The sequence below is a fragment of the Mesorhizobium sp. NFR06 genome, from assembly GCF_900115245.1.
Classification (GTDB): domain Bacteria; phylum Pseudomonadota; class Alphaproteobacteria; order Rhizobiales; family Rhizobiaceae; genus Mesorhizobium.
The window spans coordinates 273,126-292,942 of the sequence record NZ_FOVT01000004.1 but is presented as its reverse complement, the minus strand read 5'-3'; the positions used below and the strand labels follow the sequence as shown (position 1 = coordinate 292,942).

Here is a 19,817-nt window from a genome sequence, read left to right as displayed (position 1 = left end):
CCTGAACGGGCAGGTGTTTTCGCGCGGGAACGGGATGGCACTGTTGGGCACGATGATCAAGACCCTGATGGCGGCGCTGCTTGCGCTCGGTGCGCTGGCATTGCAGGCCGAAGCGGCTACGTTCTCGATGAAGCGCGGTCTCAATCTCGACCAGTGGGTCACCTGGCCGGCCGAGGACAAATGGGGCGACCGCCAGGCGATCCTGCCTTATCCGGAATGGCGCAAATTCCTCGAGAAGGACGACCTCGAGGCGCTCAAGAACGCCGGCCTCGACTTCCTGCGCATGCCGGTCGATCCCTCGCCCTTTCTGTCGGACCGGACCGCTGCTCTTCGCGACGACCTCTATGCCAGCGTGCTGGACTCGGCGCGCATGATCAATCGCGCCGGTCTGAAGGTGATCGTCGACCTGCATCTGATCCCCGCCGGCGGCAACCGCAAGATCGGCATGAGCGAGGTGATGCACGACTCCACCGTCTTCGATGCCTATACCGAATTGGTGCGCAAGATGGCGCGGACGCTGGCCAAGGAAGATCCGAAGCAGGTCGCGCTCGAGCTGATGAACGAGCCCACCATCGATTGCGACGAGAACGGCACCGATCTTTGGCCCGACCGCCAGAAGCGCTTGTTCGCGGCCGCGCGCGCCTCCGCCACCACGCTCACGCTGATCCTGACCGGCGGCTGCTATTCGAACGCCGAGTCGCTGGCCAGGATCGACCCCAGGGCGATCGCGGACGACAACATCATCTGGACCTTCCACTCCTACGATCCGTTCCTTTTGACACATCAGGGCGCGAGTTGGGCCGGCGACTTCATCCCCTATGTCACCGGCCTGCCCTACCCGCTTACGGCCGTTCCGAAGGCGCAGCTGGACATGACGCTGGGTACGATCCGCGACCGGATCAGGGCCGAGGCGCCGTGGGCGCGGCAGAGCGGCCTGCTTGCTTATCTCGACGAGCAAGTGGCGACGATTGACGGCCCCGAACAGCTGCTCGCCGTCATGGATGCGCCATTCACGACGGTCGAAGCCTGGGCAAAGGCCAATGGCGTCAGGCCGCAGGATATCACGCTCGGCGAATTCGGCATGATCCGCAAGGAATACGGCAACGGCTTCGTCATGCCGGCCGGCTATCGCGCGGCCTATGTGCGCGACATGATCGGCCGCGCCGAGGCGCACGGCTTTTCCTGGTCGGTGTGGAGCTACGGCGGCGCCTTCGGCGTCGTCGACGGGTTCGATGGCGAGAAGGCCGAGCCGGACGTGATGGATATGATCAGGTCGCTGCCCTGACCCCATGTCATCCAAAGATGCGCAGGGGTTTTCGGGCGACGACATGCTGAGCCCCAAAAGCGCGATGTTGGCGGGCTTCAGCCGAGATCGATCTGCAGGATCTCCGGCCGCACACCAAAGCGCACCGGCAGGATACTGAAACCGAGCCCGCCGGAAACGATCAGGTTACGGTCGTTTTCCACGACATGGCCATAGGCGAAGCGGTTGCCATAGGCCGAAGGCACGACCGGCGAATAGCCTAACACCCGCACCTGCCCGCCATGCGTGTGTCCGGACAGCGTCAGCGAAACCCGCCAAGGCACCTTCGGGAAGATGTCCGGCTCATGCGCGAGCAGGATGATCGGCTCGCTCCCTTGCACCTTGGCCAAGGTGCCGTCGAGATCGTCCAGGCCCTGGAAGCTGCCGCGTCCCTTGGCTTTGTTCGGCAGCAGCGCGAGCTGATCGGCGAGCCCGGCGATCCAGAAAGCATGCCCGTCCTTTTCCAGCCGCACGACGTCGTTTTCCAGCACTGGAATGCCGACATGCTCGAGCGCCTTGCGGGACTGGACCGGCCCGGCTTCGGCGCGCTGCGCAAAGGAATCCGTCCACCAGTCGTGGTTGCCGAGGATCGACAGCACGCCGAGCGGCGCCTTCAGCCCGGACAGTGCCTCGGCCCATTCGGCCACGCGTACCCAGCCCGTCACGAGCTTGGTTCCGGCGGTATAGTCGCCAAGCAGGACGATGAGGTCCGGCTGCAGCGCATTGGCCTCCGCGGCCAGCGAGGCAATGCGTTCCGGCGTCATCCACGGCCGGCAGGCATGGATATCTGCCAGCGCCACGACACGCAATTTGAGCCCGGCCGGCCAATGCGGCGGCGTCAGCGTGTAGCGCTTCACATGGGTCAGCAGCATCGGCTCGATGCCGACGGCATAAGCGCCAAGCGAGACCAGGCTGAAGGCCGAGCCGCCGATGAGGCGCAGAAAGCCACGTCTGGTGATCATGATTTGCCCAAGCCCTTGGGATACGTCGGTAAGCCTTAAAGACGGCAATTGCGCCCTCAGCTAGGCCGAACCGCGCAGATTCTGCGCAGACGGGCCATCGCTGGGCCAAACGGCGAACAAATCTCCGTTACTCTTCCTGGAACAGGCTGATCTGCTGCTGGGCGAGATCCTTCGGCGGATCGAGCCCGAGATGCCGCCAGGCATTGGCCGTCAGCACGCGGCCGCGCGGCGTGCGCTGGATGAAGCCCTGCTGGATGAGATAGGGCTCGATGATGTCCTCAATCGCGTCGCGCGGCTCGGATAGCCCGGCCGCGATCGTCTCGATGCCGACCGGTCCGCCGCCGAAATTGCGCGCGATCATCGACAGATAACGGCGGTCGAGCGCATCGAGGCCGAGCCCGTCGACCTCCAGCCTGGTCAGCGCCTCGTCGGCGATCTTCCTGTCGACATGGCCGTTCCCGGCGACGGAGGCGAAATCGCGCACCCGGCGCAACAGCCGGCCGGCGATGCGCGGCGTGCCGCGGGCGCGGCGCGCGATCTCCAGCGCGCCATCGTCGCCGAGCGGCATCGCGAGAATCCGGGCGCCGCGACGCACGATCTGCTCCAGCTCCTCGACCGTGTAGAAATTGAGCCGGACCGGAATGCCGAACCGGTCGCGCAGCGGATTGGTCAAAAGCCCGAGCCTGGTCGTTGCGGCGACCAGCGTGAAGCGGGCGAGATCGATCTTGACCGAACGTGCCGCCGGCCCCTCGCCGATGATGAGGTCGAGCTGGAAATCCTCCATCGCCGGATAGAGGATTTCCTCGACCGCGGGGTTGAGCCGATGGATCTCGTCGATGAAGAGCACATCGCGCTCCTCGAGATTGGTGAGCAGCGCCGCCAGATCACCGGCCTTGGCGATGACCGGACCGGACGTGGAGCGGAAATTGACGCCGAGCTCGCGCGCCATGATCTGCGCCAGCGTCGTCTTGCCGAGCCCAGGCGGACCGACGAACAGCACATGGTCGAGCGCCTCGCCGCGGCCCTTGGCGGCGTCGACGAAAACCTTGAGGTTGGCGCGCACCGCAGCCTGGCCGACGAATTCGTCCAGCGACTGCGGCCGCAGCGACTGGTCGGCATCCTCGCCGCGCTTGTCGGGGGCAATGAGGCGGGGCGAAAGGTTCATGCCGCCTTCCTTGCACATGGCCGATGGCGGAACAAGCGCTGCCTCACCGCGCCAGTTCCTTCAGGCCGAAGCGGATCAGCTTGGAGGCATCAGCGCCCTCGCCGGCCGATTTCAGCGCCGCGGCAACCGCGTTCGCCGCGATGTCGCGCGAATAACCGAGATTGACCAGCGCCGAGACCGCGTCGGTGATCGGTGCAGGTGCGACCCCTTCGCCGAGTTCCTGCTTGAGGCCGATCGTGCCGGTGGCCGCGCCCGCATAGGCCGGCGCCTTGGTGCGCAATTCGGTAACGATGCGCTCGGCCACTTTCTTGCCGACGCCGGGTGCGCGGGAAACCATGGCGATGTCGCGTAGCGCGATCGCATTGGCGAGGTCGGTCGGCGCCAGCGTCGACAGGATAGCCAGCGCCACCTTGGCGCCGACGCCCTGCACATTGTTCATTAACAGGCGGAACCATTCGCGTTCCAGCCCGGTCTGAAAGCCGTAGAGCCGGATCATGTCCTCGCGCACATAGGTCTCGATGAACAGCACCACCGCCTCGCCGGGCGACGGCAGCGACGCCAGCGTGCGCGCCGAGCAATGGGCGACATAGCCGACGCCGTGCACGTCGATGAGGCAGGAATCCTCGTCGATCTCGTCCAGCGTGCCCTTCAGTTTGCCGATCATGGCCTGGCCTTCATGGATGCGTTTCCGGAGAGACGATCTCGAGGTGGGGGAAATAGGTGCGATAGCGAGGAGCGTCGCGCGTCAATAGGCGGTGACCAGCAACGGCCGCATGGGCACCAATGAAAAAATCCGGCAAGGTCCGCTCTCGAACACCGCCGGCCCGCCGATAACGGGAATGCGCCACCCCAGCCAAGAATGCGGCTTCCCAGGGCAAAAACTCACGATCCATTTCAAGTCTCTCGGCTGCTTTCCTCAGCATTGCTTCGGAAGCAACCAGAGGAGCAAGCTCGGACCAGACAATGCTGTTGATGATCAAAGCACCATCGCGCCGGCAGGAGATGATCGCGGCCGAAGACCACTCCGTCAGCGGCCCTGCAGGACCCCAGACATCAATGAGCACGCTTGTGTCAATCAACGTCGAGATTTTCACGCGGCCCCCTCAACCACTCCATATACTCATCCGTCGTCATGCCGCCCAAATCCAGCGTCCCCTCCATCTTGTCGAGGACCTCTTTGAATTTACGGGCAGCTTCCTCCTCCGAAATGTTTTCGTTGACGGCGACAAGCCGGGCGCCCTCGTCCGTAGCCACGAACTGGACCTCCGAGCCCGGGCCTATGCCCAAGTGGTCCCTTATTTGTTTGGGGATCGTGACTTGCCCTTTGGTGGTCACACGCACGGTATTACCTCCGAGGTATTACTTATCCCACAAATGAGAACAAGTCAAGAACAAGCCTATCCCGCCACCGCCATCCGGTAAGCGATGCTTTGGCGGTGATGCGCATGGCAGATGGCGATGGCCAACGCGTCGGCGGCATCGTCCGTATCGAAGATGGCCTTCGGCATCAGCACCTTCACCATCATGTGAATCTGCTTCTTCTCCCCGTGACCGACGCCGATAACCGCTTTCTTAACGGCGTTGGGAGCGTATTCGGCGACCACCAGACCGGCGCGCGCCGGCACCAGCATGGCGATGCCGCGCGCCTGGCCGAGCTTCAGCGTCGCCGTCGCATCCTTGTTGACGAAGGTCTGCTCGACCGCCGCCTCATGCGGCATCGCCTGATGCAGGATTTCGGCCAGCCCGTCGTGCAATTGGCAGAGCCGTGTCGCCAGCGGCGCCTTGTCGTCCGAACGCACGGTGCCGGACGCGACGAAGCGCAGCGAATTGCCGAGGCTATCGACGATGCCCCAGCCGGTGCGCCTCAAGCCCGGATCGATGCCGATGATGCGAATCGCTTCCCCCATGGCGTCAAGTCTAGCCGTGGCGGCAAGCGATGCCAGTGAAATGTGAACAAACCAGAAACAATCGCGATCATTGGGCCGGAGTGTCCAATCTCGAACCTAGTTCGTCACGCGACGGATGGTTTTTGACAGCCGCGTGAGAAATGCCGGCCTGGACGAGGCGACCAGTTTCCATGCCAGGACTGCATTGCCCATGCGCCGCGGGAGGATACCGATGCAAAGGAACCAGGCTGCCAGGGCAGCCCGCCGCCGCCAGGATGCTTTCATTTCCAGACTGGCGACGGCGCCGGCTCTTGCCAGTCCCAGCCGGGAGTCGGTCGCAACTGGATGTTGTGGCTCGTCGACACAGAGCGAAGCCAGTCGCTCTTCCAGATGAATCGGATCGTGAAGGCCGGCATCCGGCAGCACTGTCAAACCGATCTCGGCCGCCCGGTCGGACAAAGCTTCAAGACGCCGGAAATCATGCTGCACGCGCCAACGCGCTCGCTCGGCAAGCTTTCCGGCAAAGACAGAATGGTTGGAACCGTGGATACGGTAGGCGCCAAGGCAGGTGTCGATGGATTTCACCTCTCCGTGCAGCGGCGCGAGCGTCGCGAGATAGCCATCAGCGCCTTGCCGGAAATCGCGTTCCGGCATCGGCATTATGGTTTCCAGCGCCGCACGGTCAAACGCCAACCCGCTTGTCACGGTCGTACGGTACCGCCCCTTGCGCAACAATTCAGGGACGACGTCGCCTGAATCGAACGGCTGTTCCGGGGGTGGAAAAACATCCTTGATACGCTGGTCCTCATCAACGAGATGCAATCTGAATTGCGCCTGCGCGACGGCCTCGTCCCACTCGCCCAGCACCTCCGAGATGGCGTTCGGATAGAGATAATCGTCGGCGTCGAGGAAAAGAACGATCTCCCCGGTGCTCGCCTCGAACCCGGTATTGAAGGCAGCAGCATGCCCGCCATTCCTGCGCCTCAAGCACGGGCGGATTTTGTCGCCGTAGGATTCGATGACGGCCGCCGAAGCATCCGTCGATGCGTCGTCGACGACCACGACCTCGACATTTCCGTGGTCCTGTTCCAACGCGCTGTCGATGGCGCGTCCTAAAAACTGTTCGTAGTTATAATTCGGGATGATGATCGATACCGGGGTGCGGTCCAATGATGAATGCACGGGATCAAGCCTCGCAATTTGCCTTGGTCACAGTGGCGGTGATTTGGTGCAAAACCGGGTTGAGCCGGTCGCGGCGGATGGCTTCCCCGCGAACTAGGGTGCCATCGCTTCGAGGCAAGAGGATGATTGTTTTCGCGAGGCCGGCATGACCTTCAACGCGATGACGAGATCAAAGAACGACGGGGGGATCGCTCGGCTTGCGGCCAAAATCGCGGCTCGCAACATCGCGGCTCGATTGAGGGGGATGCCGGTTCCTGCGCGACGCTATCGCAGCGTCTGTTGCAACGCGGCTTCAGCCGCGGCCAAAGGCCGTATTCAAGAGACTGATCTGGTCGGAAACCGGGTTGGCCCTGCGGCCAGACGTCTGCGTGTCGTTGACGACGTCGCCGTAGATTTCCTCGTCCATGCGCCGCACCAGCGCCTGCAGGCGCAGCGAGCGCGTGACGAGTTCCAGAAATTCCTTCGGCAGTTCGGCCCAACCGAGCGCCTCGTCATGCGCGGAAGCGGTGTCGAGCCGCACCTTGGACTTCTCCGAGGCCACCTGGTCGCGCGTCATCTCGCCGGAATTCGCCGCACGCTGCAACAGCAGCCAGGAGGCAACCTGCATCAGCCGGGTGGTGAGCCGCATCGATTCGGCAGCGTAAAGCGTCGCCGCAGTGCGCGACAGTTTCTTGGCTTCGAGCCTGCCCTTGCCATCGAGATATTCGGCGGCCTGTTCGACCAGCCCCATGCCTTCCTGGTAGAGCGGCTTAAAGGATTGGGAGAAAACCCGGCGCTCCGCCAGCTTGATGGTTTTCGCGCTGCCCTTCGAAGGCTCGTTCATCGATACGCCCCTGCACTGCCGCCAGCCGATTCGGTCATCCTTGCCGACGCGGCCCGCACCCTAAATGACTGAGGCTTGAAAATGCGCTTCGATGCCCTTGAAGGCAAGCGCATGTTTAACAAACGGTTAACGGCGGTAGCCTTCCGGCCGGCCTACCGCGGACAAAAAAAAGAGCCGCGGATAAGGCGGCTCTCAGGAGTTTAACAGGGAGGCGTCAAACAAAGTGGCTCCAACCACTCGGTAAGAATCCAGCAAAACTGGATGCGCGATAGTAAACGCCCGTAAAGCTTAACGAACCCTTAACGCGGCGCCGATTTTTCAACCTAACGCGCTTTCCTGTGCCGGAACAGGACAGCCGACTTCGCCGTCGGGGATCGACTGAGAGCCGGATTTTCGTACCCCGATCGCTGCCGCCGAAACACGCCGGCTGCTGCCGCGGCATCGTTCTGAAACAAGCGCCACGCAAAAGGCCGCTCCTCCCGAGCGGCGCGCAAATCCGCGCCGCCGCAAACCAGGCAAGATATCCAGGAGCAAACCATGGATTGGTATTCGATCGTCAAATTCTTCCACATTGTTTCGGCCGTTTTGTGGGTCGGCGGCGGCTTCGTGCTGTTCCTGCTCGGTGTGCTGGCCGAGCGCGCCGGCAACATCGAGGACAAGCTGCAGGCCATTCGCGCCAGCGGACAGCTCGGCGGCAAATTCTTCGCGCCGATGTCGATGCTGACGCTGGTCTTCGGCCTCATCATGTGCGGCTTCTGGGTCGGCTTTGGCGACCTGTGGATCGTCATCGGCCTCGTCGGCTATGCCACGACCTTCTCGATCGGCATGCTGGTCTTCAAACCGACCGGCGAGCGCATGGGCGCCATGATCGCCAACGAAGGCGTGACGCCAGTCGCTCTCGCCAGCGGCCAGCGCATGATGAACTGGGCGCGCCTCGATTATGCGGTGATGCTGGTCATCATCGCCGACATGGTGCTGAAGCCCACTTTGCACGACATCGGCATTCTCGCCGGCATGGTCACGGTCATCGCCCTCGGCGCCGCGCTGGCCTTCGGCGGCAGCCGCCAGATGGTGCCGAGCGCTGCCTGAGCCTTTACCTGGGGAGGGGTGGCCTGGCCGGCCACCCTCACATCAGACCGGCGATGCCATCCCACAGCAGCTTGACGGCGACCACCGCAACGGTGGCGTAGGTGAATGGATAGAAGACGTCCGGCCGCATGCGGCGCACCAGCCAGGCGCCGGCAATGGTCGAAAGCGGCGCCAACGGCATCAGCGCCGCCGATGCCGTCAGGTTGGTGGTGTCGAACTGGCCAAGCGCGAAATAGGGAATGAGTTTCAGCGCATTGGTGGCGGCAAAGAAGATTGCCGCCGTCCCCGAAAGCACTTTCGGGTCGAGCCTGATCGGCAGCGCATAGACCTGGAAAGGTGGGCCGCCGACATGGGCGACGAAACTGGTGAAGCCGGCGACCGCGCCCCAGAAGGCAGCCGCGATGCGGTTCGGCTCCGCCGCATGATCGGCGCCATGGCGGAACTGCAGGTAGAGCCAGCGCAACACGAAGACCAGCGCGACGGCGCCGACGATCAGCCGCACCATCTCCTCGGTCACCAAAGCCGCGGTCAGCCAGCCGAGCCCGATGCCGATGACGGCGCCGGGCATCATGTCGACCAGCATCTTGCGGTCGTAGACGCCCCACCAGGTCCACACCGAGACGATGTCCATCAGGCACAGGATCGGCAGCAGGATGGCGGCCGCCTGAACCGGCGGGATGGTCAGCGCCATCAACGGCACGCCGACGAAGCCGACAGCGCCACCGAAGCCGCCTTTCGACAGGCCGACAAGGATGACCGCCGGAATGGCGGCGGCATAGAACCACGGATCGCTGAGCAGGCCTGACATCGGCAGAGGAAAGTTGAAGAAGGCGGGAATCCAGCCATAGCGCAGAATACCGCCGTCGGGATAGTCATTAATGCCGGCATCCGCTATTGCCGGCCCAACATCGACGCCAAACGCCGACGATCGGTCGCGCCGCAAAGGATCGTCAGTCGGCCGGCTCGCTGTCTTCGAGGTGTGGGAATGAGCGCCATCAGTATTCGCGGGGCACGCCAGGCGGACGTTGCGGCAATCGTCACGATGCTTGCCGACGACGCGCTCGGCCAGACGCGTGAGGACGCCAACCTGCCGCTGTCGCAGGCCTATCTGGACGCTTTCGCGGCGATAGACAGCGATCCGAACCAGTTCCTCGCGGTGATGACCGACGGCGACGACGTCATCGGCACGCTGCAGATCACTTTTGTCGCCGGACTATCGCTACGCGGTGCCCGGCGCGGCCAGATCGAAGCCGTGCGCGTTGCGGCGCACCGGCGCGGCGAAGGCTTGGGGCAGCGCCTGTTCGAATGGGCGATCGACAAATGCCGCGAGCGCGGCTGCCGAATCGTCCAACTGACCACCAACAAGAGCCGGCTCGATGCGCACCGCTTCTATGAGCGGCTCGGCTTCAAGGCCAGCCACGTCGGCTACAAGCTTGAGCTCTAAGGCCAGCGTCCCGCCGCCCACCGCCGCGCCTGGACCAGCAGGAACATCGGCCGCTCGACGATGCTTAAGCCGTCGACCTCGGGCAGCATGGCGCGTAGCGCCGGCCACTCGGGGCGCGCCGTCCAAGCCCTCGACCGAGCGGCCGAGCCGGCTATAGCCTTCGAAGAAATCCGGGCGGTCGTAGATATTCTGCGCCATGGGCCTGTCCTGCTCTTGCCGGCATATCTAGCGGCCTCCCGTGGGCTTCCGCGCCATTTGCGAAGCTCGAATGGGCAGCGCAAGCAGAGGCCTCGGTTAAGCATTTTGGTCTTGGCCCGGCACGGCCGCTGTTCAAGCCAGGCGCTTTGCTCTATGCCGCAATGCAACCATCTTCGCCCGGCATAGGCGAAACCGGGATCGAAGACCAATGAACGAAGCAACCCCGCCCAACCGCTGCCGTATCGTGCTGATCGCGCCGCCGCTCGTGCCGGCGGAGCATATCTGCGCGGCATTCGAGGGTGGCGACATCGCTTCGCTGATCCTGCCCGACAACGGCATGGACGATGCCTCCCTCCAGGCCTTCGCCGAAAGGATTGTGCCGATCGCGCAAAGCGCCGGCATCGCCGTGATCATCGCCGGCGACAGCCGCATCGCCGGGCGCGTCCAAGCCGACGGCATCCATGTCGAAGTGAAACCCCGCGAGCTGGCCGAGACGATCGAACGCCTGGCCGGCAAGATGATGGTCGGCGTCGGCGGCGCCAAGACACGCGATGAGGCGCTGGAGCTAGGCGAGCAGCGGCCCGATTACATGTTCTTCGGCCGCTTCGGCTATGACAACAAGCCGGAGCCGCACCACCGCAACCTCGCCCTCGGCGAATGGTGGGCGGAAATGATTTCGATCCCCTGCATCGTCATGGCCGGCTCCGAGCTTGCGTCCGTCGAGACGGTGGCCGCGACCGGCGCCGAGTTCGTCGCGCTTTCCAGCGCCGTCTTTGCCGACGGGCGCGACCCGCGGGCGGCGATTGCCACCGCCAACGCGCTGCTCGATGAAACCGCGCCGCGTTTCGAGGGCTGACGTGCGCCTTTGTGTAGTTCTACTGGCCGTCCTGGCCGGCTTGATCGCCGAAGTGGCGGTCGCGGCCGAAACCGTGCCGCTGCCGCAACCCCGTCCCGACACGATCGTGCCGGACAAGGACGCGCCGGCTATTAGCAATTCGGGCATTGGCACGCCGGATCCAGGCAGGCCGGATGCGGGCCAGCCAACCGCCGGCACGCATGTCGACAAGCCGATCCAAAACACCTTGCCGCAGCCGGCGACCATGACGCCGCCGTCGGCCGACGCCGTCAATCCCGACCGCTTCGGCGCCAAGCAGCCGGACGCCGCCTACGGCGCCTTCCAGCGCGGGCTCTACAAGACCGCCTACAACCTTGCCTTGGAGCGCGCCAAGAACGGCGATCCGGCGGCCGAGACGCTCGTCGCCGAAATCCTGTCGCGTGGGCTTGGGATGCCGCTCAACGCCGCCGAGGCCGCCAAATGGTATGCGCTGGCCGCCGAGCAGGGCGTGCCGGAAGCGCAGTTCCAGTACGCCCTGATGCTGCTCGACGGCCGCTATGTGAAGAAGGACCAAAAGGGCGCTTTCGCGCTGATGCAGGCCGCGGCCGAGGCCGGCAACCGGCTCGCCCAGTTCAACTTCGCGCAGTTGCTGGTCCAGCAGGAACCGGGCGATGCCGGCCTCGTGAAGGCCGCCGTCTACTACGAGCGCGCGGCCGCCACCGGCCTGGCCGATGCGCAATATGCGATGGCGCAGCTCTATGCCAATGGCGCCGGCGGCAAGCCCCACGACGACGCCCAGGCACGCCTTCTTCTGGCGCAGGCCGCCAGACAGAACTTCGACACCGCGCAGATCGACCTCGCCGCCTGGATGATCGAAGGGCGCGGCGGCGGGCGCGACCTGAAATCGGGCTTTGCCTGGATGAAGCGGGCGGCGGAAGGCGGCAACGTCGCCGCCCAGAACCGTCTCGCCAAGCTCTATATGGGCGGCATCGGCACCGACCCGGACCTGATCATGGCCGGAGCCTGGTATATCGTCGCCCGCCGCGCCGGGCTGATCGACCCGCAGATGGACGATTTCCTGCAGGGCCTCGACGACGACCAGACCAAGCAGGCGCTGCAGAAGGCAAACCGCCTGCCCTGAGCCCTGGGTCACTGCATATGGTCGAGCACGACCTTGCCGAATGGCGAGCCGTGCTCGAGATATCGAAGCGCCTCCGCCGCTTTCTGCCAGGGAAACACTGTGTCGATCACCGGCCGCAGGCCGTTGACGGCTATGGCCCGGTTCATCGCCTCAAAGGACTCGCGTGATCCGACCGGTATGCCGCGCGCCCTCACCTGGCGGCGGAAGATATCGAGCGGGTTGATCGACCCCTCGCTGCCGCCGAGATAGCCGATGACATTGATTTGCGCGCAGCGCGCCGCCGCCTTGAGCGACTGCGCAAAACTCTGTGGCCCGCCGACCTCCATGATGTGGTCGGCACCGCGCTCGCCGGTCAGCGCCAGCACCACCGACGCCCAATCCGGATTGTCGCGATAGTTGATGCCATCATGCGCGCCGAGTTCCTTCGCCCGGGCGAGTTTCTCGTCGCTGCTCGAAGTGATCATGACGCGCGCGCCAGCTGCCCTGGCGAATTGGAGGGCAAACATCGAGACGCCGCCGGTGCCAAGGCTGAGCACAGTCTCGCCGGGCTTCAGATTGCCTTCGGTGAACAGCGCATGCCAGGCGGTGACGCCGGCGCAGGCCAGCGTCGCCGCCTCGACGTCGCTGAGATGCGCAGGCGCCAGGACCGCCGCTTGCTCGTCCAGCCGGGCAAACTCGCTGAGCATGCCGTCGACCGGGCCGCCGCGCTGGTAGGAGGCCTCGGCCATGACGAAGCTGCCGCCTACCCAGCGCTGCCAGAAGGTGCCGCAGACGCGGTCGCCGACCGTGAACCGGCTCACCCCCGCGCCGACAGCCACCACCTCACCGACGCCGTCGGAGAGCAGCACCAGCGGCAAAGTGAAATTCGTGTGGTAGCTGCCGCGTGCGATTTCGACGTCGCGATAGTTGACCGCGCTTGCCTTGACCCTGACGAGGATTTCCTGACCGCCCGGCTCCGGCATCGGCCGCTCGACCAATCTGAGGTTTTCGATGCCGCCGGGAGCCTGCAATTCGATCGCGCGCATTTGGCTTTCCTTCGACTGAGTGCGTTGAAGGAAAAAATCGCTTGCGCCGCTTTGGATTTCAAATTCATAATAGTCAGAATGATTATGCGCGTCACACATGCTTGAGGAATTGCGCACCCTGGTCCTCTTCGCCGAGGAGGGCTCGATCCAGAAGGTGGCGCAGCGCCTGCCGCTTACGCAGCCTGCCGTGACGCGCCAGATGCAGCGGCTGGAAGACGCGCTCGGCACGACGCTGCTCGATCGCCGGCAAAAGCCACCTCGACTGACCGCTGCGGGGGTTGAGGTGTTGGCGCAGGCAAGGAACATCCTGGCATCGGTCGAGGCGCTGAAATCCTTTGCGGCGGATGCCGAGCCGCATGGCGTGCTTCGCATCGGCTTGGCGCACGGCCTGTCCGACACCAGCGTTGCAAGCGCCATTGCCGGGGCGGCCGTCGCGTTTCCAAAAGTCTCATTGCGCATCAGGACTGCCTGGAGCGTCGAATTGATCGAGCAGTTCGGGCGCGGCCAACTCGACATGGCGATCGCGTTACGGGCGATCGGTGATCAGGACAACGACGCCGTCGTCGCCACGGAACGCCTTGGCATCGTGGGACGGACCGGCTTCATCGCCGATGCGAAGGACGCTGTTCTCGCCGACATGCCCTGGGTGCTCAGCCCCGAGCCTTGCGACGCGCGCCAGAAGCTTCGGTCCGCCTTGGGCGACGACCGGCAACGCTTGTTTGTTGCCGCCGAGATCCAGGATCCTGCCATGCAGATGGAATGGGTGCGCCGAGGACATGGCCTCGGCCTGGCGCCGCTGCGGCTCCTGGCGCGATCGCTTCCGAACGGCGTCGAACGTATCGATATCGGAGATCTTGACCTTACGATGCAGGTCGTGGCCCTGCGCTCGCCACACCTCAACCGGCTGGCAAAGGTAGCGGACGCCATTGCCGCTGCGGTTGGCGAGGTCATCGGCGACGACGGCTGATCTCCGGTCGCGGCGCGGGGCCGCTCCGGCCATCCCTTGCCTCTCCAGGCAATTTGTGGTCTTGGGAACGCCAAAGCGCGACCCGCGCCAGAAAATCTCACTCGGATCAGTTCATAATGGCCAAGATCAGTGGCAACGAAATCCGTCCCGGCTATGTCATCGAGCACGATGGCGGGCTGTGGGTGGCGGTCAAGACCAATACCGTCAAGCCAGGCAAGGGCGGCGCCTACAACCAGGTCGAATTGAAGAACCTGATCAACGGCACCAAGCTCAACGAGCGTTTCCGCTCGGCCGAAACCGTCGAGCAGATCCGGCTCGACCTGAAGGACTTCTCCTTCCTTTACGAGCAGGGCGAGGCGCTGGTGTTCATGGACACCGAAAGCTACGAGCAGCTCGAGCTGGCCAAGGACTTCGTCGGCGAGCGCGCCGCCTTCCTGCAGGACGGCATGATGGTGACGGTGCAGCTTTATGAGGAACGGCCGATCGGCATTTCGCTGCCCGACCAGGTGACGCTGACCATAACCGAGGCCGACCCCGTGGTAAGGGGCCAGACGGCCGCCTCCTCCTACAAGCCGGCGGTGCTGGAGAACGGCATCCGCGTGCTCGTGCCGCCCTTCATCTCGGCCGGCGAGCGTATCATCGTCGACACCAACGAAATCACCTACGTACGCCGCGCCGACTGAGGCATGATCCCCGAAAGTTGCAGGCTTTTCGGAGAAGGTCACACTTCAAAGCAAGGTTTAGACAGCCAAAAAGCAGGAAGAAAAAATGGCGCGTTCCGCTCTCCTCAACGTCATGGTCCAGGCCGCGATGAAGGCCGGCCGGTCGCTGTCGCGCGACTTCGGCGAAGTGCAGAACCTGCAGGTTTCGATGAAGGGCCCTGGCGATTATGTCAGCCAGGCCGACCGCAAGGCGGAAGAGATCGTCTTTGCCGAGCTTTCCAAGGCGCGGCCGGGCTATGCTTTCCTGATGGAGGAGCGCGGCGCCGTCGAAGGCGAGGACGCCCAGCATCGCTGGCTCGTCGACCCGCTCGACGGCACCACCAACTTCCTGCACGGCATTCCGATCTTTTCGGTCTCGATCGCGCTCGAGCGGCAGGGCCAGATCGTCGCCGGCGTCGTCTACAACCCGGCGATGGACGAGCTCTACACGGCCGAGCGCGGCGGCGGCGCCTTCATGAACGATCGCCGGCTGCGCGTTGCCGGGCGCGCCAAGCTGACCGATGCGGTGATCGGCTGCGGCGTGCCGCATCTCGGCCGCGGCCAGCACGGCAATTTCCTGATCGAGCTGCGCAACGTCATGGCGGAAGTCTCCGGCGTTCGCCGTCTTGGCTCAGCCGCGCTTGATCTTGCCTATGTCGCGGCCGGACGCATGGACGGTTTCTGGGAAACCGGCCTGTCGTCCTGGGATATCGCCGCCGGCCTCCTGCTGGTGCGCGAAGCCGGTGGGTTCGTCTCCGACATGGATGGCGGACAGGACATGCTCGACAGCGGCGAAGTCGTCGCCGGCAACGAGCTCATCCAGCGCGCCCTGCTCAAGGCCGTGAAGAAGCCGCTGGCGTCGCGCTGACAGCAAGGCGCGCCGAAGCGCAAATCAAGTGCTGCAGCGTGCTTCGCGCGTCGAAAAGACGCGGCGACGCAGTCGCAAAACCGCAACCGAAGCTTGAAATACTGATCCGCAACTGCCCAGATTAGGGGTTCCAGGATCATTCATGAACGACGCGCGGCCAGATACAAAGCTTGAGATCCCCTTCGTGGGGCGCTGGCATTATTCGCGCGCCGAGATGATTGCCGACGGTATCGTCCATGCCGTAGGCATCGTGCTGGCGATCGCGGCCGGCTCGGCTTTCCTGGCGCTCGCCGCATTTCATTCCGGCCCGGGCGAGTATGTCGCTGCGGTGTTCTATGTCGTCTCGCTGCTCACCGTGCTCTCGGTTTCGCTGGCTTATAATCTGTGGCCGGTCTCGTGGCCGGCGAAGTGGATCCTGCGCCGCTTCGATCATGCCGCGATCTATCTGCTGATCGCCGCCACCTACACGCCCTTCCTCGCCCAGCTCCAAAACGCGCTGTTGGCGCTGCCGATGATCGTTGTCGTGTGGAGCGCCGCGGCAGCCGGCATCGCCATCAAGATGTTCCTGCCCGGCCGCTACGACCGGCTGGCCATCGTCTTCTACCTCGCCATCGGCTGGAGCGGCGTGGTGCTGGCCGGACCGCTGGTCGAGACGCTGCCGACGACATCGGTCGCTCTGCTTATCGCCGGCGGCATCGTCTATTCCTGCGGCGTCATCTTCTTCGCCTGGAAAGGCCTGCGCTTCCACAACGCCGTCTGGCACGGCTTCGTCGTCGCCGGCGCCGGCTTGCACCTCGCCGCCATGGTCGACTGTCTGGTCGTCAACCGGTTCTGATACGGCTTTCGGCGCTACTTGCTTTAGGCGCGGGCGATATTGCCAAGCGCCATTCAATTTGGTCACAATTCCGTTTAGAGTCGCGGCAATTCTGCGGCGGTGGCATCGGAAACGGGGCACGAATGGCTTTTCTCAGATCCTTCGGCAGGCGGTCGGACGTCCTGGTCTATGATCCGCACAAGCTGTCGAGCCCGCAGGTGTTCCTGCTCACCATGGTGATCTTCCTGATCATCGTCGCTTTCATCGCCGCAATCCTCACCCGCCAAATCTCGAGCGCCTTCTCCAGCAATCCCGGTCTCAACGGATTGATCGTCGGCGTGCTCGCCGTCGGCATCCTGCTGGCCTTCGTCCAGGTCGGGCGGCTGTTCCGCGAGGTGCGCTGGGTCAATTCCTTCCGCGCCGGCTCCGAAACCACCGAGCCGGTGCTGCTGGCGCCAATGAAGGCGATGATCGGCCGCTCGTCCACGGTGGCCTTCTCGACCTCTTCGATGCGCACGATGCTCGATTCCATCGCCACCCGCCTCGACGAAACCCGCGACACCTCGCGCTACCTGGTTGGCCTCCTGGTGTTCCTCGGCCTGCTCGGCACCTTCTGGGGCTTGCTCAACACCATCGCCTCGATCCGCGAGACGATCGAGGCGCTGGACCCGGGCACGGGCGATGCAGCGGCCGTCCTCGATGCGCTGAAGCAGGGGCTGTCGGCGCCGTTGGCCGGCATGGGCACCGCCTTCTCCTCCTCGCTGTTCGGCCTTTCCGGCTCGCTGGTGCTCGGCTTCCTCGACTTGCAGGCCGGCCGCGCCCAGACCCGCTTCTACACCGAGCTGGAAAACTGGCTGTCATCGGTCACCGATCTGTCGTCCGATATTGTCGTCTCCGACACGTCGAAGGCCGCCGAATCCTCGGAGGACATCCGGCTGCTGTCGGAGCGGCTGCGCAGCCTGCAGGAGAATGGCGGCGGCTCCAATCCGCGCGTCGCCACTGCCATGGCCAATCTTGCCGACGGCATCTCGGGGCTGGTCAAGAACATGCGCTCCGAGCAGCAGATCATGCGCGACTGGGTCGAAGCCCAGTCCGACGAGCAGAAGGCCATGCGCAACACGCTGGAAAAGATCGCCGACGCGCTGAAGAAGCAAGGGGTCCACTGACGTGGCGCTGGCAAGACGGCGCACCGACCGCCGCATCGACTACTGGCCGGGCTTCGTCGACGCGCTGTCGACGCTGCTGCTGGCGATCATGTTCCTGCTCACCGTCTTCGTGCTGGCGCAGTTTCTGCTCAGCCGCGAGATCTCCGGCAAGGACACGGTGCTCAACCGCCTCAACTCGCAGATCAACGAACTGACCCAGTTGCTAGCGCTGGAGCGCTCGAACAGCCAGGACAAGGAAGATACGCTCGCCAATCTGCAGGCTTCGCTGGCGGCCACGGAAGCCGAAAAGAGCCGCCTCGAGCAATTGCTTGCACAGGGCGCTGGCGCCGGCGACGCGGCCAACAAGCGCGCCGACGCGCTGTCCGGCGAGCTCAGCAACCAGCGCCAGATCAGCCAGCAGGCGCTGAGCCAGGTCGAGATCCTCAACCAGCAGATCGCGGCACTTCGCAAGCAGATCGGCGCGCTGGAAGACGCGCTCAACGTGTCGGAACAGCGCGACCGCGATTCCAACACCAAGATCGCCGATCTCGGCCGGCGCCTCAACGTAGCACTTGCGCAGCGCGTCCAGGAACTCAACCGCTACCGCTCCGACTTCTTCGGCCGCCTGCGCGAAATTCTCGCCGACCGCGAGAACATCCGTATCGTCGGCGACCGTTTCGTCTTCCAGTCGGAGGTGCTGTTTCCGACCGGCTCCGACGTGATCAACGATGCCGGCAAGATCGAGATGAAGAAGCTCGCCGACGCCATCATCGAATTGCAAAAGGAAATTCCGCCGGAGATCAGCTGGGTGCTGCGCGTCGATGGCCATACCGACAACAAGCCGCTGTCCGGCACCGGCCGCTATCGCGACAATTGGGAATTGTCGACTGCGCGGGCGACTTCCGTCGTGAAGTTCCTGATCGAAAACGGCGTGCCAGCCAACCGGCTGGTGGCCGCCGGTTTCGGCGAGTTCCAGCCGCTCGATCCCGCCGACACCGACGAGGCACGCAGCAAGAACCGCCGTATTGAACTGAAGCTCACCGAACGGTGATCCATTATCACGTAAAGTCACGGGAAGTTGTTTGTCGGCTCAATACTTAGAGCGCTGAGTTCCGGCAGCAAGGCCTGAAAACATTATCTTTTTTTAATTACACACGGCGAAACAACACTCCTATTTTGCTGCGCAGGGCCGGGGACCGCCGGCGATGCTTCCCATCGCGACGCGACGGAACCGGACGGCCCAGAAAGTCGGAAGGTCAAGCGGCACGGCCGCTTCCTTCCCTGGCAGGAGGATGCGCCGCCATGCGCGCTTCAACATCTCTCAAGACGGTAACGCTCGCCGCAGTTCTGATCGCGGCTCCGCTCGCCGGCGCCTACGCGGCCGGACACCACAAGGGGCTTCTCGACGCGACCGCTCCAACCGATTTTACCGGCCCGCGTGTGACCGGTCTGATCGATCAGGTCCGGGGCGTGGATCAGGGCATCACCGACGCCCGCGAGGCGAACAGCATCTCGGCTTCCGAAGCGCAGCAACTGCATATGAGTGCCTCGCATATCAGCCAGGCCGCGGAACATGTCGCCGCCTCGGATCACGGCAGGATACCGTCCGCGCAATATCATGAACTGTTGCGGAGGCTCGACAACGTCGACCAGAGGCTGATGAACGACACCGGCAGCGGCTTCATGATGGGCGACGGCTCCGACGGCGGAAATTACCCGAACGGCTAGAGCATTTGCTCCGAGCAAAGAGGAAGGGACCACCTGGCGCCCGCGGGACCTGGCCCCGAGGGCGTCCTTTTTCGATCACGTCCTGCTCGATCACAGACCGAGCAGGAGCGCGACGATGGCGAGCACCGCCGGCGCCGTCTGGATGTATAGGATCTTGCGGCCGACGGTCGCCGCGCCGTAGAGGCCGGCGATAGCGACGCAGAGCAGGAAGAACATCTTGATCTGAAACCCGGCGGCGCCGAGATAGAGACCCCAGATCAGGCCCGCGGCGAGAAAGCCGTTATAGAGCCCCTGGTTGGCGGCGAGCACCCTCGAAGCGCTGGCGAATTCAGGCGCCAGCTTGAACGCCTTGTGGCCGCGCGGCGTGTCCCACAGCACCATCTCCAGATAGACGATATAGCAATGGATCAGCGCCACCAGCCCGACCAGGATATTGCCGATCATTTATCCCCTCCTGTCGATTGACCGGAGCATTGATCACGCCCCGCCACCCACTGGCAAGACAGCTTGACGACTGGTCGGTCAGGGTTGCCAAGCTCGA

The 19,817-nt window shown here is 64.1% G+C and carries 23 protein-coding genes and 1 pseudogene; 12 read left to right on the top strand and 12 right to left on the bottom strand.

Annotated elements, in window-relative coordinates:
- The first annotated feature begins 34 nt into the window (after nucleotides 1-34).
- Nucleotides 35-1,285, top strand: coding sequence for a cellulase family glycosylhydrolase (locus F3H96_RS10365; protein WP_149791836.1), 1,251 nt, complete (start codon nucleotides 35-37; stop codon nucleotides 1,283-1,285).
- Nucleotides 1,286-1,362: 77 nt separating this feature from the next.
- On the opposite strand, the gene F3H96_RS10360 is transcribed toward F3H96_RS10365, so the two are convergent.
- The 8 genes from F3H96_RS10360 to F3H96_RS10325 all read right to left on the bottom strand — a co-directional run bounded on the left by F3H96_RS10360 (nucleotide 1,363) and on the right by F3H96_RS10325 (nucleotide 7,321).
- Nucleotides 1,363-2,265, bottom strand: a complete 903-nt coding sequence (locus F3H96_RS10360) for a metallophosphoesterase (protein WP_149791835.1) — start codon at nucleotides 2,263-2,265, stop codon at nucleotides 1,363-1,365.
- A gap of 127 nt (nucleotides 2,266-2,392) precedes the next feature.
- Complete coding sequence (ruvB, locus tag F3H96_RS10355; RefSeq protein ID WP_149791834.1) at nucleotides 2,393-3,430, bottom strand: Holliday junction branch migration DNA helicase RuvB; 1,038 nt, start codon at nucleotides 3,428-3,430, stop codon at nucleotides 2,393-2,395.
- 43 nt (nucleotides 3,431-3,473) lie between these two features.
- A complete protein-coding gene (ruvA, locus tag F3H96_RS10350) occupies nucleotides 3,474-4,094 on the bottom strand; it encodes a Holliday junction branch migration protein RuvA (protein ID WP_149791833.1) in 621 nt (206 codons plus the stop codon).
- Nucleotides 4,095-4,104: 10 nt separating this feature from the next.
- Nucleotides 4,105-4,524 carry a type II toxin-antitoxin system VapC family toxin gene (locus F3H96_RS10345; protein WP_149791832.1) on the bottom strand — a complete coding sequence of 140 codons (420 nt, stop codon included), beginning with the start codon at nucleotides 4,522-4,524 and terminating at the stop codon, nucleotides 4,105-4,107.
- Complete coding sequence (locus tag F3H96_RS10340; protein ID WP_149791831.1) at nucleotides 4,502-4,771, bottom strand: AbrB/MazE/SpoVT family DNA-binding domain-containing protein; 270 nt, start codon at nucleotides 4,769-4,771, stop codon at nucleotides 4,502-4,504. Before F3H96_RS10340 ends, F3H96_RS10345 begins: the two co-directional genes overlap by 23 nt.
- A gap of 56 nt (nucleotides 4,772-4,827) precedes the next feature.
- On the bottom strand, nucleotides 4,828-5,337 hold the full coding sequence (gene ruvC / locus F3H96_RS10335) for a crossover junction endodeoxyribonuclease RuvC (protein WP_149791830.1): 510 nt from the start codon (nucleotides 5,335-5,337) through the stop codon (nucleotides 4,828-4,830).
- Nucleotides 5,338-5,433: 96 nt separating this feature from the next.
- Nucleotides 5,434-6,498: a glycosyltransferase family 2 protein gene (locus tag F3H96_RS10330; protein ID WP_149791829.1), complete on the bottom strand. Its 1,065-nt coding sequence runs from the start codon at nucleotides 6,496-6,498 to the stop codon at nucleotides 5,434-5,436.
- A 292-nt stretch (nucleotides 6,499-6,790) separates the two neighbouring features.
- A complete protein-coding gene (locus F3H96_RS10325; protein ID WP_149791828.1) occupies nucleotides 6,791-7,321 on the bottom strand; it encodes a DUF1465 family protein in 531 nt (176 codons plus the stop codon).
- A 537-nt stretch (nucleotides 7,322-7,858) separates the two neighbouring features.
- On the opposite strand from F3H96_RS10325, the gene F3H96_RS10320 reads away from it, so the two are divergent.
- Nucleotides 7,859-8,410 carry a DUF2269 family protein gene (locus F3H96_RS10320; protein WP_149791827.1) on the top strand — a complete coding sequence of 184 codons (552 nt, stop codon included), beginning with the start codon at nucleotides 7,859-7,861 and terminating at the stop codon, nucleotides 8,408-8,410.
- 37 nt (nucleotides 8,411-8,447) lie between these two features.
- Here F3H96_RS10320 and F3H96_RS10315 read toward each other — a convergent pair whose 3' ends face one another.
- Nucleotides 8,448-9,218 carry a sulfite exporter TauE/SafE family protein gene (locus tag F3H96_RS10315; protein WP_149791935.1) on the bottom strand — a complete coding sequence of 257 codons (771 nt, stop codon included), beginning with the start codon at nucleotides 9,216-9,218 and terminating at the stop codon, nucleotides 8,448-8,450.
- 177 nt (nucleotides 9,219-9,395) lie between these two features.
- Here F3H96_RS10315 and F3H96_RS10310 point away from each other — a divergent pair, with 177 nt between their 5' ends.
- Nucleotides 9,396-9,854, top strand: a complete 459-nt coding sequence (locus F3H96_RS10310; RefSeq protein ID WP_149791826.1) for a GNAT family N-acetyltransferase — start codon at nucleotides 9,396-9,398, stop codon at nucleotides 9,852-9,854.
- A gap of 53 nt (nucleotides 9,855-9,907) precedes the next feature.
- On the opposite strand, the pseudogene F3H96_RS31040 reads toward F3H96_RS10310, so the two are convergent.
- Nucleotides 9,908-10,052, bottom strand: a pseudogene (locus F3H96_RS31040) (SAM-dependent methyltransferase); the annotation flags it as partial.
- A gap of 208 nt (nucleotides 10,053-10,260) precedes the next feature.
- Here F3H96_RS31040 and F3H96_RS10300 point away from each other — a divergent pair.
- Both F3H96_RS10300 and F3H96_RS10295 read left to right on the top strand, forming a co-directional pair.
- Nucleotides 10,261-10,908: a thiamine phosphate synthase gene (locus tag F3H96_RS10300; protein ID WP_149791825.1), complete on the top strand. Its 648-nt coding sequence runs from the start codon at nucleotides 10,261-10,263 to the stop codon at nucleotides 10,906-10,908.
- Nucleotides 10,880-12,028 carry a tetratricopeptide repeat protein gene (locus F3H96_RS10295; protein WP_244619953.1) on the top strand — a complete coding sequence of 383 codons (1,149 nt, stop codon included), beginning with the start codon at nucleotides 10,880-10,882 and terminating at the stop codon, nucleotides 12,026-12,028. Before F3H96_RS10300 ends, F3H96_RS10295 begins: the two co-directional genes overlap by 29 nt.
- An 8-nt stretch (nucleotides 12,029-12,036) precedes the next feature.
- Here the strand turns inward: F3H96_RS10295 and F3H96_RS10290 are convergent, their stop codons facing one another.
- The gene (locus F3H96_RS10290) at nucleotides 12,037-13,053 is read right to left on the bottom strand and encodes an NAD(P)-dependent alcohol dehydrogenase (protein WP_149791824.1); all 1,017 of its coding nucleotides are present in this window, start codon (nucleotides 13,051-13,053) and stop codon (nucleotides 12,037-12,039) included.
- 97 nt (nucleotides 13,054-13,150) lie between these two features.
- On the opposite strand from F3H96_RS10290, the gene F3H96_RS10285 reads away from it, so the two are divergent.
- The 7 genes from F3H96_RS10285 to F3H96_RS10255 all read left to right on the top strand — a co-directional run bounded on the left by F3H96_RS10285 (nucleotide 13,151) and on the right by F3H96_RS10255 (nucleotide 19,276).
- Nucleotides 13,151-14,020, top strand: coding sequence for a LysR family transcriptional regulator (locus tag F3H96_RS10285; protein ID WP_149791823.1), 870 nt, complete (start codon nucleotides 13,151-13,153; stop codon nucleotides 14,018-14,020).
- A gap of 116 nt (nucleotides 14,021-14,136) precedes the next feature.
- Nucleotides 14,137-14,703 (top strand): elongation factor P, encoded by a 567-nt coding sequence (efp, locus tag F3H96_RS10280; RefSeq protein WP_149791822.1) that lies wholly within the window; start codon nucleotides 14,137-14,139, stop codon nucleotides 14,701-14,703.
- 85 nt (nucleotides 14,704-14,788) lie between these two features.
- A complete protein-coding gene (locus F3H96_RS10275) occupies nucleotides 14,789-15,589 on the top strand; it encodes an inositol monophosphatase family protein (RefSeq protein WP_149791821.1) in 801 nt (266 codons plus the stop codon).
- Between the two features lie 142 nt (nucleotides 15,590-15,731).
- Nucleotides 15,732-16,424 (top strand): hemolysin III family protein, encoded by a 693-nt coding sequence (locus F3H96_RS10270; protein ID WP_149791820.1) that lies wholly within the window; start codon nucleotides 15,732-15,734, stop codon nucleotides 16,422-16,424.
- Between the two features lie 122 nt (nucleotides 16,425-16,546).
- Nucleotides 16,547-17,569: a MotA/TolQ/ExbB proton channel family protein gene (locus F3H96_RS10265; protein ID WP_149791819.1), complete on the top strand. Its 1,023-nt coding sequence runs from the start codon at nucleotides 16,547-16,549 to the stop codon at nucleotides 17,567-17,569.
- 1 nt (nucleotide 17,570) lies between these two features.
- On the top strand, nucleotides 17,571-18,599 hold the full coding sequence (locus F3H96_RS10260; RefSeq protein ID WP_149791818.1) for a peptidoglycan -binding protein: 1,029 nt from the start codon (nucleotides 17,571-17,573) through the stop codon (nucleotides 18,597-18,599).
- A gap of 251 nt (nucleotides 18,600-18,850) precedes the next feature.
- The gene (locus tag F3H96_RS10255; RefSeq protein WP_149791817.1) at nucleotides 18,851-19,276 is read left to right on the top strand and encodes a hypothetical protein; all 426 of its coding nucleotides are present in this window, start codon (nucleotides 18,851-18,853) and stop codon (nucleotides 19,274-19,276) included.
- A gap of 90 nt (nucleotides 19,277-19,366) precedes the next feature.
- On the opposite strand, the gene F3H96_RS10250 is transcribed toward F3H96_RS10255, so the two are convergent.
- A complete protein-coding gene (locus tag F3H96_RS10250; protein WP_149791816.1) occupies nucleotides 19,367-19,720 on the bottom strand; it encodes a DUF1304 domain-containing protein in 354 nt (117 codons plus the stop codon).
- Between the last annotated feature and the right edge of the window lie 97 nt (nucleotides 19,721-19,817).

Coding starts and splice junctions, on each gene's coding strand:
- F3H96_RS10365 (WP_149791836.1), top strand. CDS start 35: ATGGCACTGTTGGGCACGATGATCAAGACCCTGATGGCGGCGCTGCTT.
- F3H96_RS10360 (WP_149791835.1), bottom strand. CDS start 2,265: ATGATCACCAGACGTGGCTTTCTGCGCCTCATCGGCGGCTCGGCCTTC.
- ruvB (WP_149791834.1), bottom strand. CDS start 3,430: ATGAACCTTTCGCCCCGCCTCATTGCCCCCGACAAGCGCGGCGAGGAT.
- ruvA (WP_149791833.1), bottom strand. CDS start 4,094: ATGATCGGCAAACTGAAGGGCACGCTGGACGAGATCGACGAGGATTCC.
- ruvC (WP_149791830.1), bottom strand. CDS start 5,337: ATGGGGGAAGCGATTCGCATCATCGGCATCGATCCGGGCTTGAGGCGC.
- F3H96_RS10325 (WP_149791828.1), bottom strand. CDS start 7,321: ATGAACGAGCCTTCGAAGGGCAGCGCGAAAACCATCAAGCTGGCGGAG.
- F3H96_RS10320 (WP_149791827.1), top strand. CDS start 7,859: ATGGATTGGTATTCGATCGTCAAATTCTTCCACATTGTTTCGGCCGTT.
- F3H96_RS10315 (WP_149791935.1), bottom strand. CDS start 9,218: ATGTCAGGCCTGCTCAGCGATCCGTGGTTCTATGCCGCCGCCATTCCG.
- F3H96_RS10310 (WP_149791826.1), top strand. CDS start 9,396: ATGAGCGCCATCAGTATTCGCGGGGCACGCCAGGCGGACGTTGCGGCA.
- F3H96_RS10300 (WP_149791825.1), top strand. CDS start 10,261: ATGAACGAAGCAACCCCGCCCAACCGCTGCCGTATCGTGCTGATCGCG.
- F3H96_RS10295 (WP_244619953.1), top strand. CDS start 10,880: ATGAAACCGCGCCGCGTTTCGAGGGCTGACGTGCGCCTTTGTGTAGTT.
- F3H96_RS10290 (WP_149791824.1), bottom strand. CDS start 13,053: ATGCGCGCGATCGAATTGCAGGCTCCCGGCGGCATCGAAAACCTCAGA.
- F3H96_RS10285 (WP_149791823.1), top strand. CDS start 13,151: ATGCTTGAGGAATTGCGCACCCTGGTCCTCTTCGCCGAGGAGGGCTCG.
- efp (WP_149791822.1), top strand. CDS start 14,137: ATGGCCAAGATCAGTGGCAACGAAATCCGTCCCGGCTATGTCATCGAG.
- F3H96_RS10275 (WP_149791821.1), top strand. CDS start 14,789: ATGGCGCGTTCCGCTCTCCTCAACGTCATGGTCCAGGCCGCGATGAAG.
- F3H96_RS10270 (WP_149791820.1), top strand. CDS start 15,732: ATGAACGACGCGCGGCCAGATACAAAGCTTGAGATCCCCTTCGTGGGG.
- F3H96_RS10265 (WP_149791819.1), top strand. CDS start 16,547: ATGGCTTTTCTCAGATCCTTCGGCAGGCGGTCGGACGTCCTGGTCTAT.
- F3H96_RS10255 (WP_149791817.1), top strand. CDS start 18,851: ATGCGCGCTTCAACATCTCTCAAGACGGTAACGCTCGCCGCAGTTCTG.
- F3H96_RS10250 (WP_149791816.1), bottom strand. CDS start 19,720: ATGATCGGCAATATCCTGGTCGGGCTGGTGGCGCTGATCCATTGCTAT.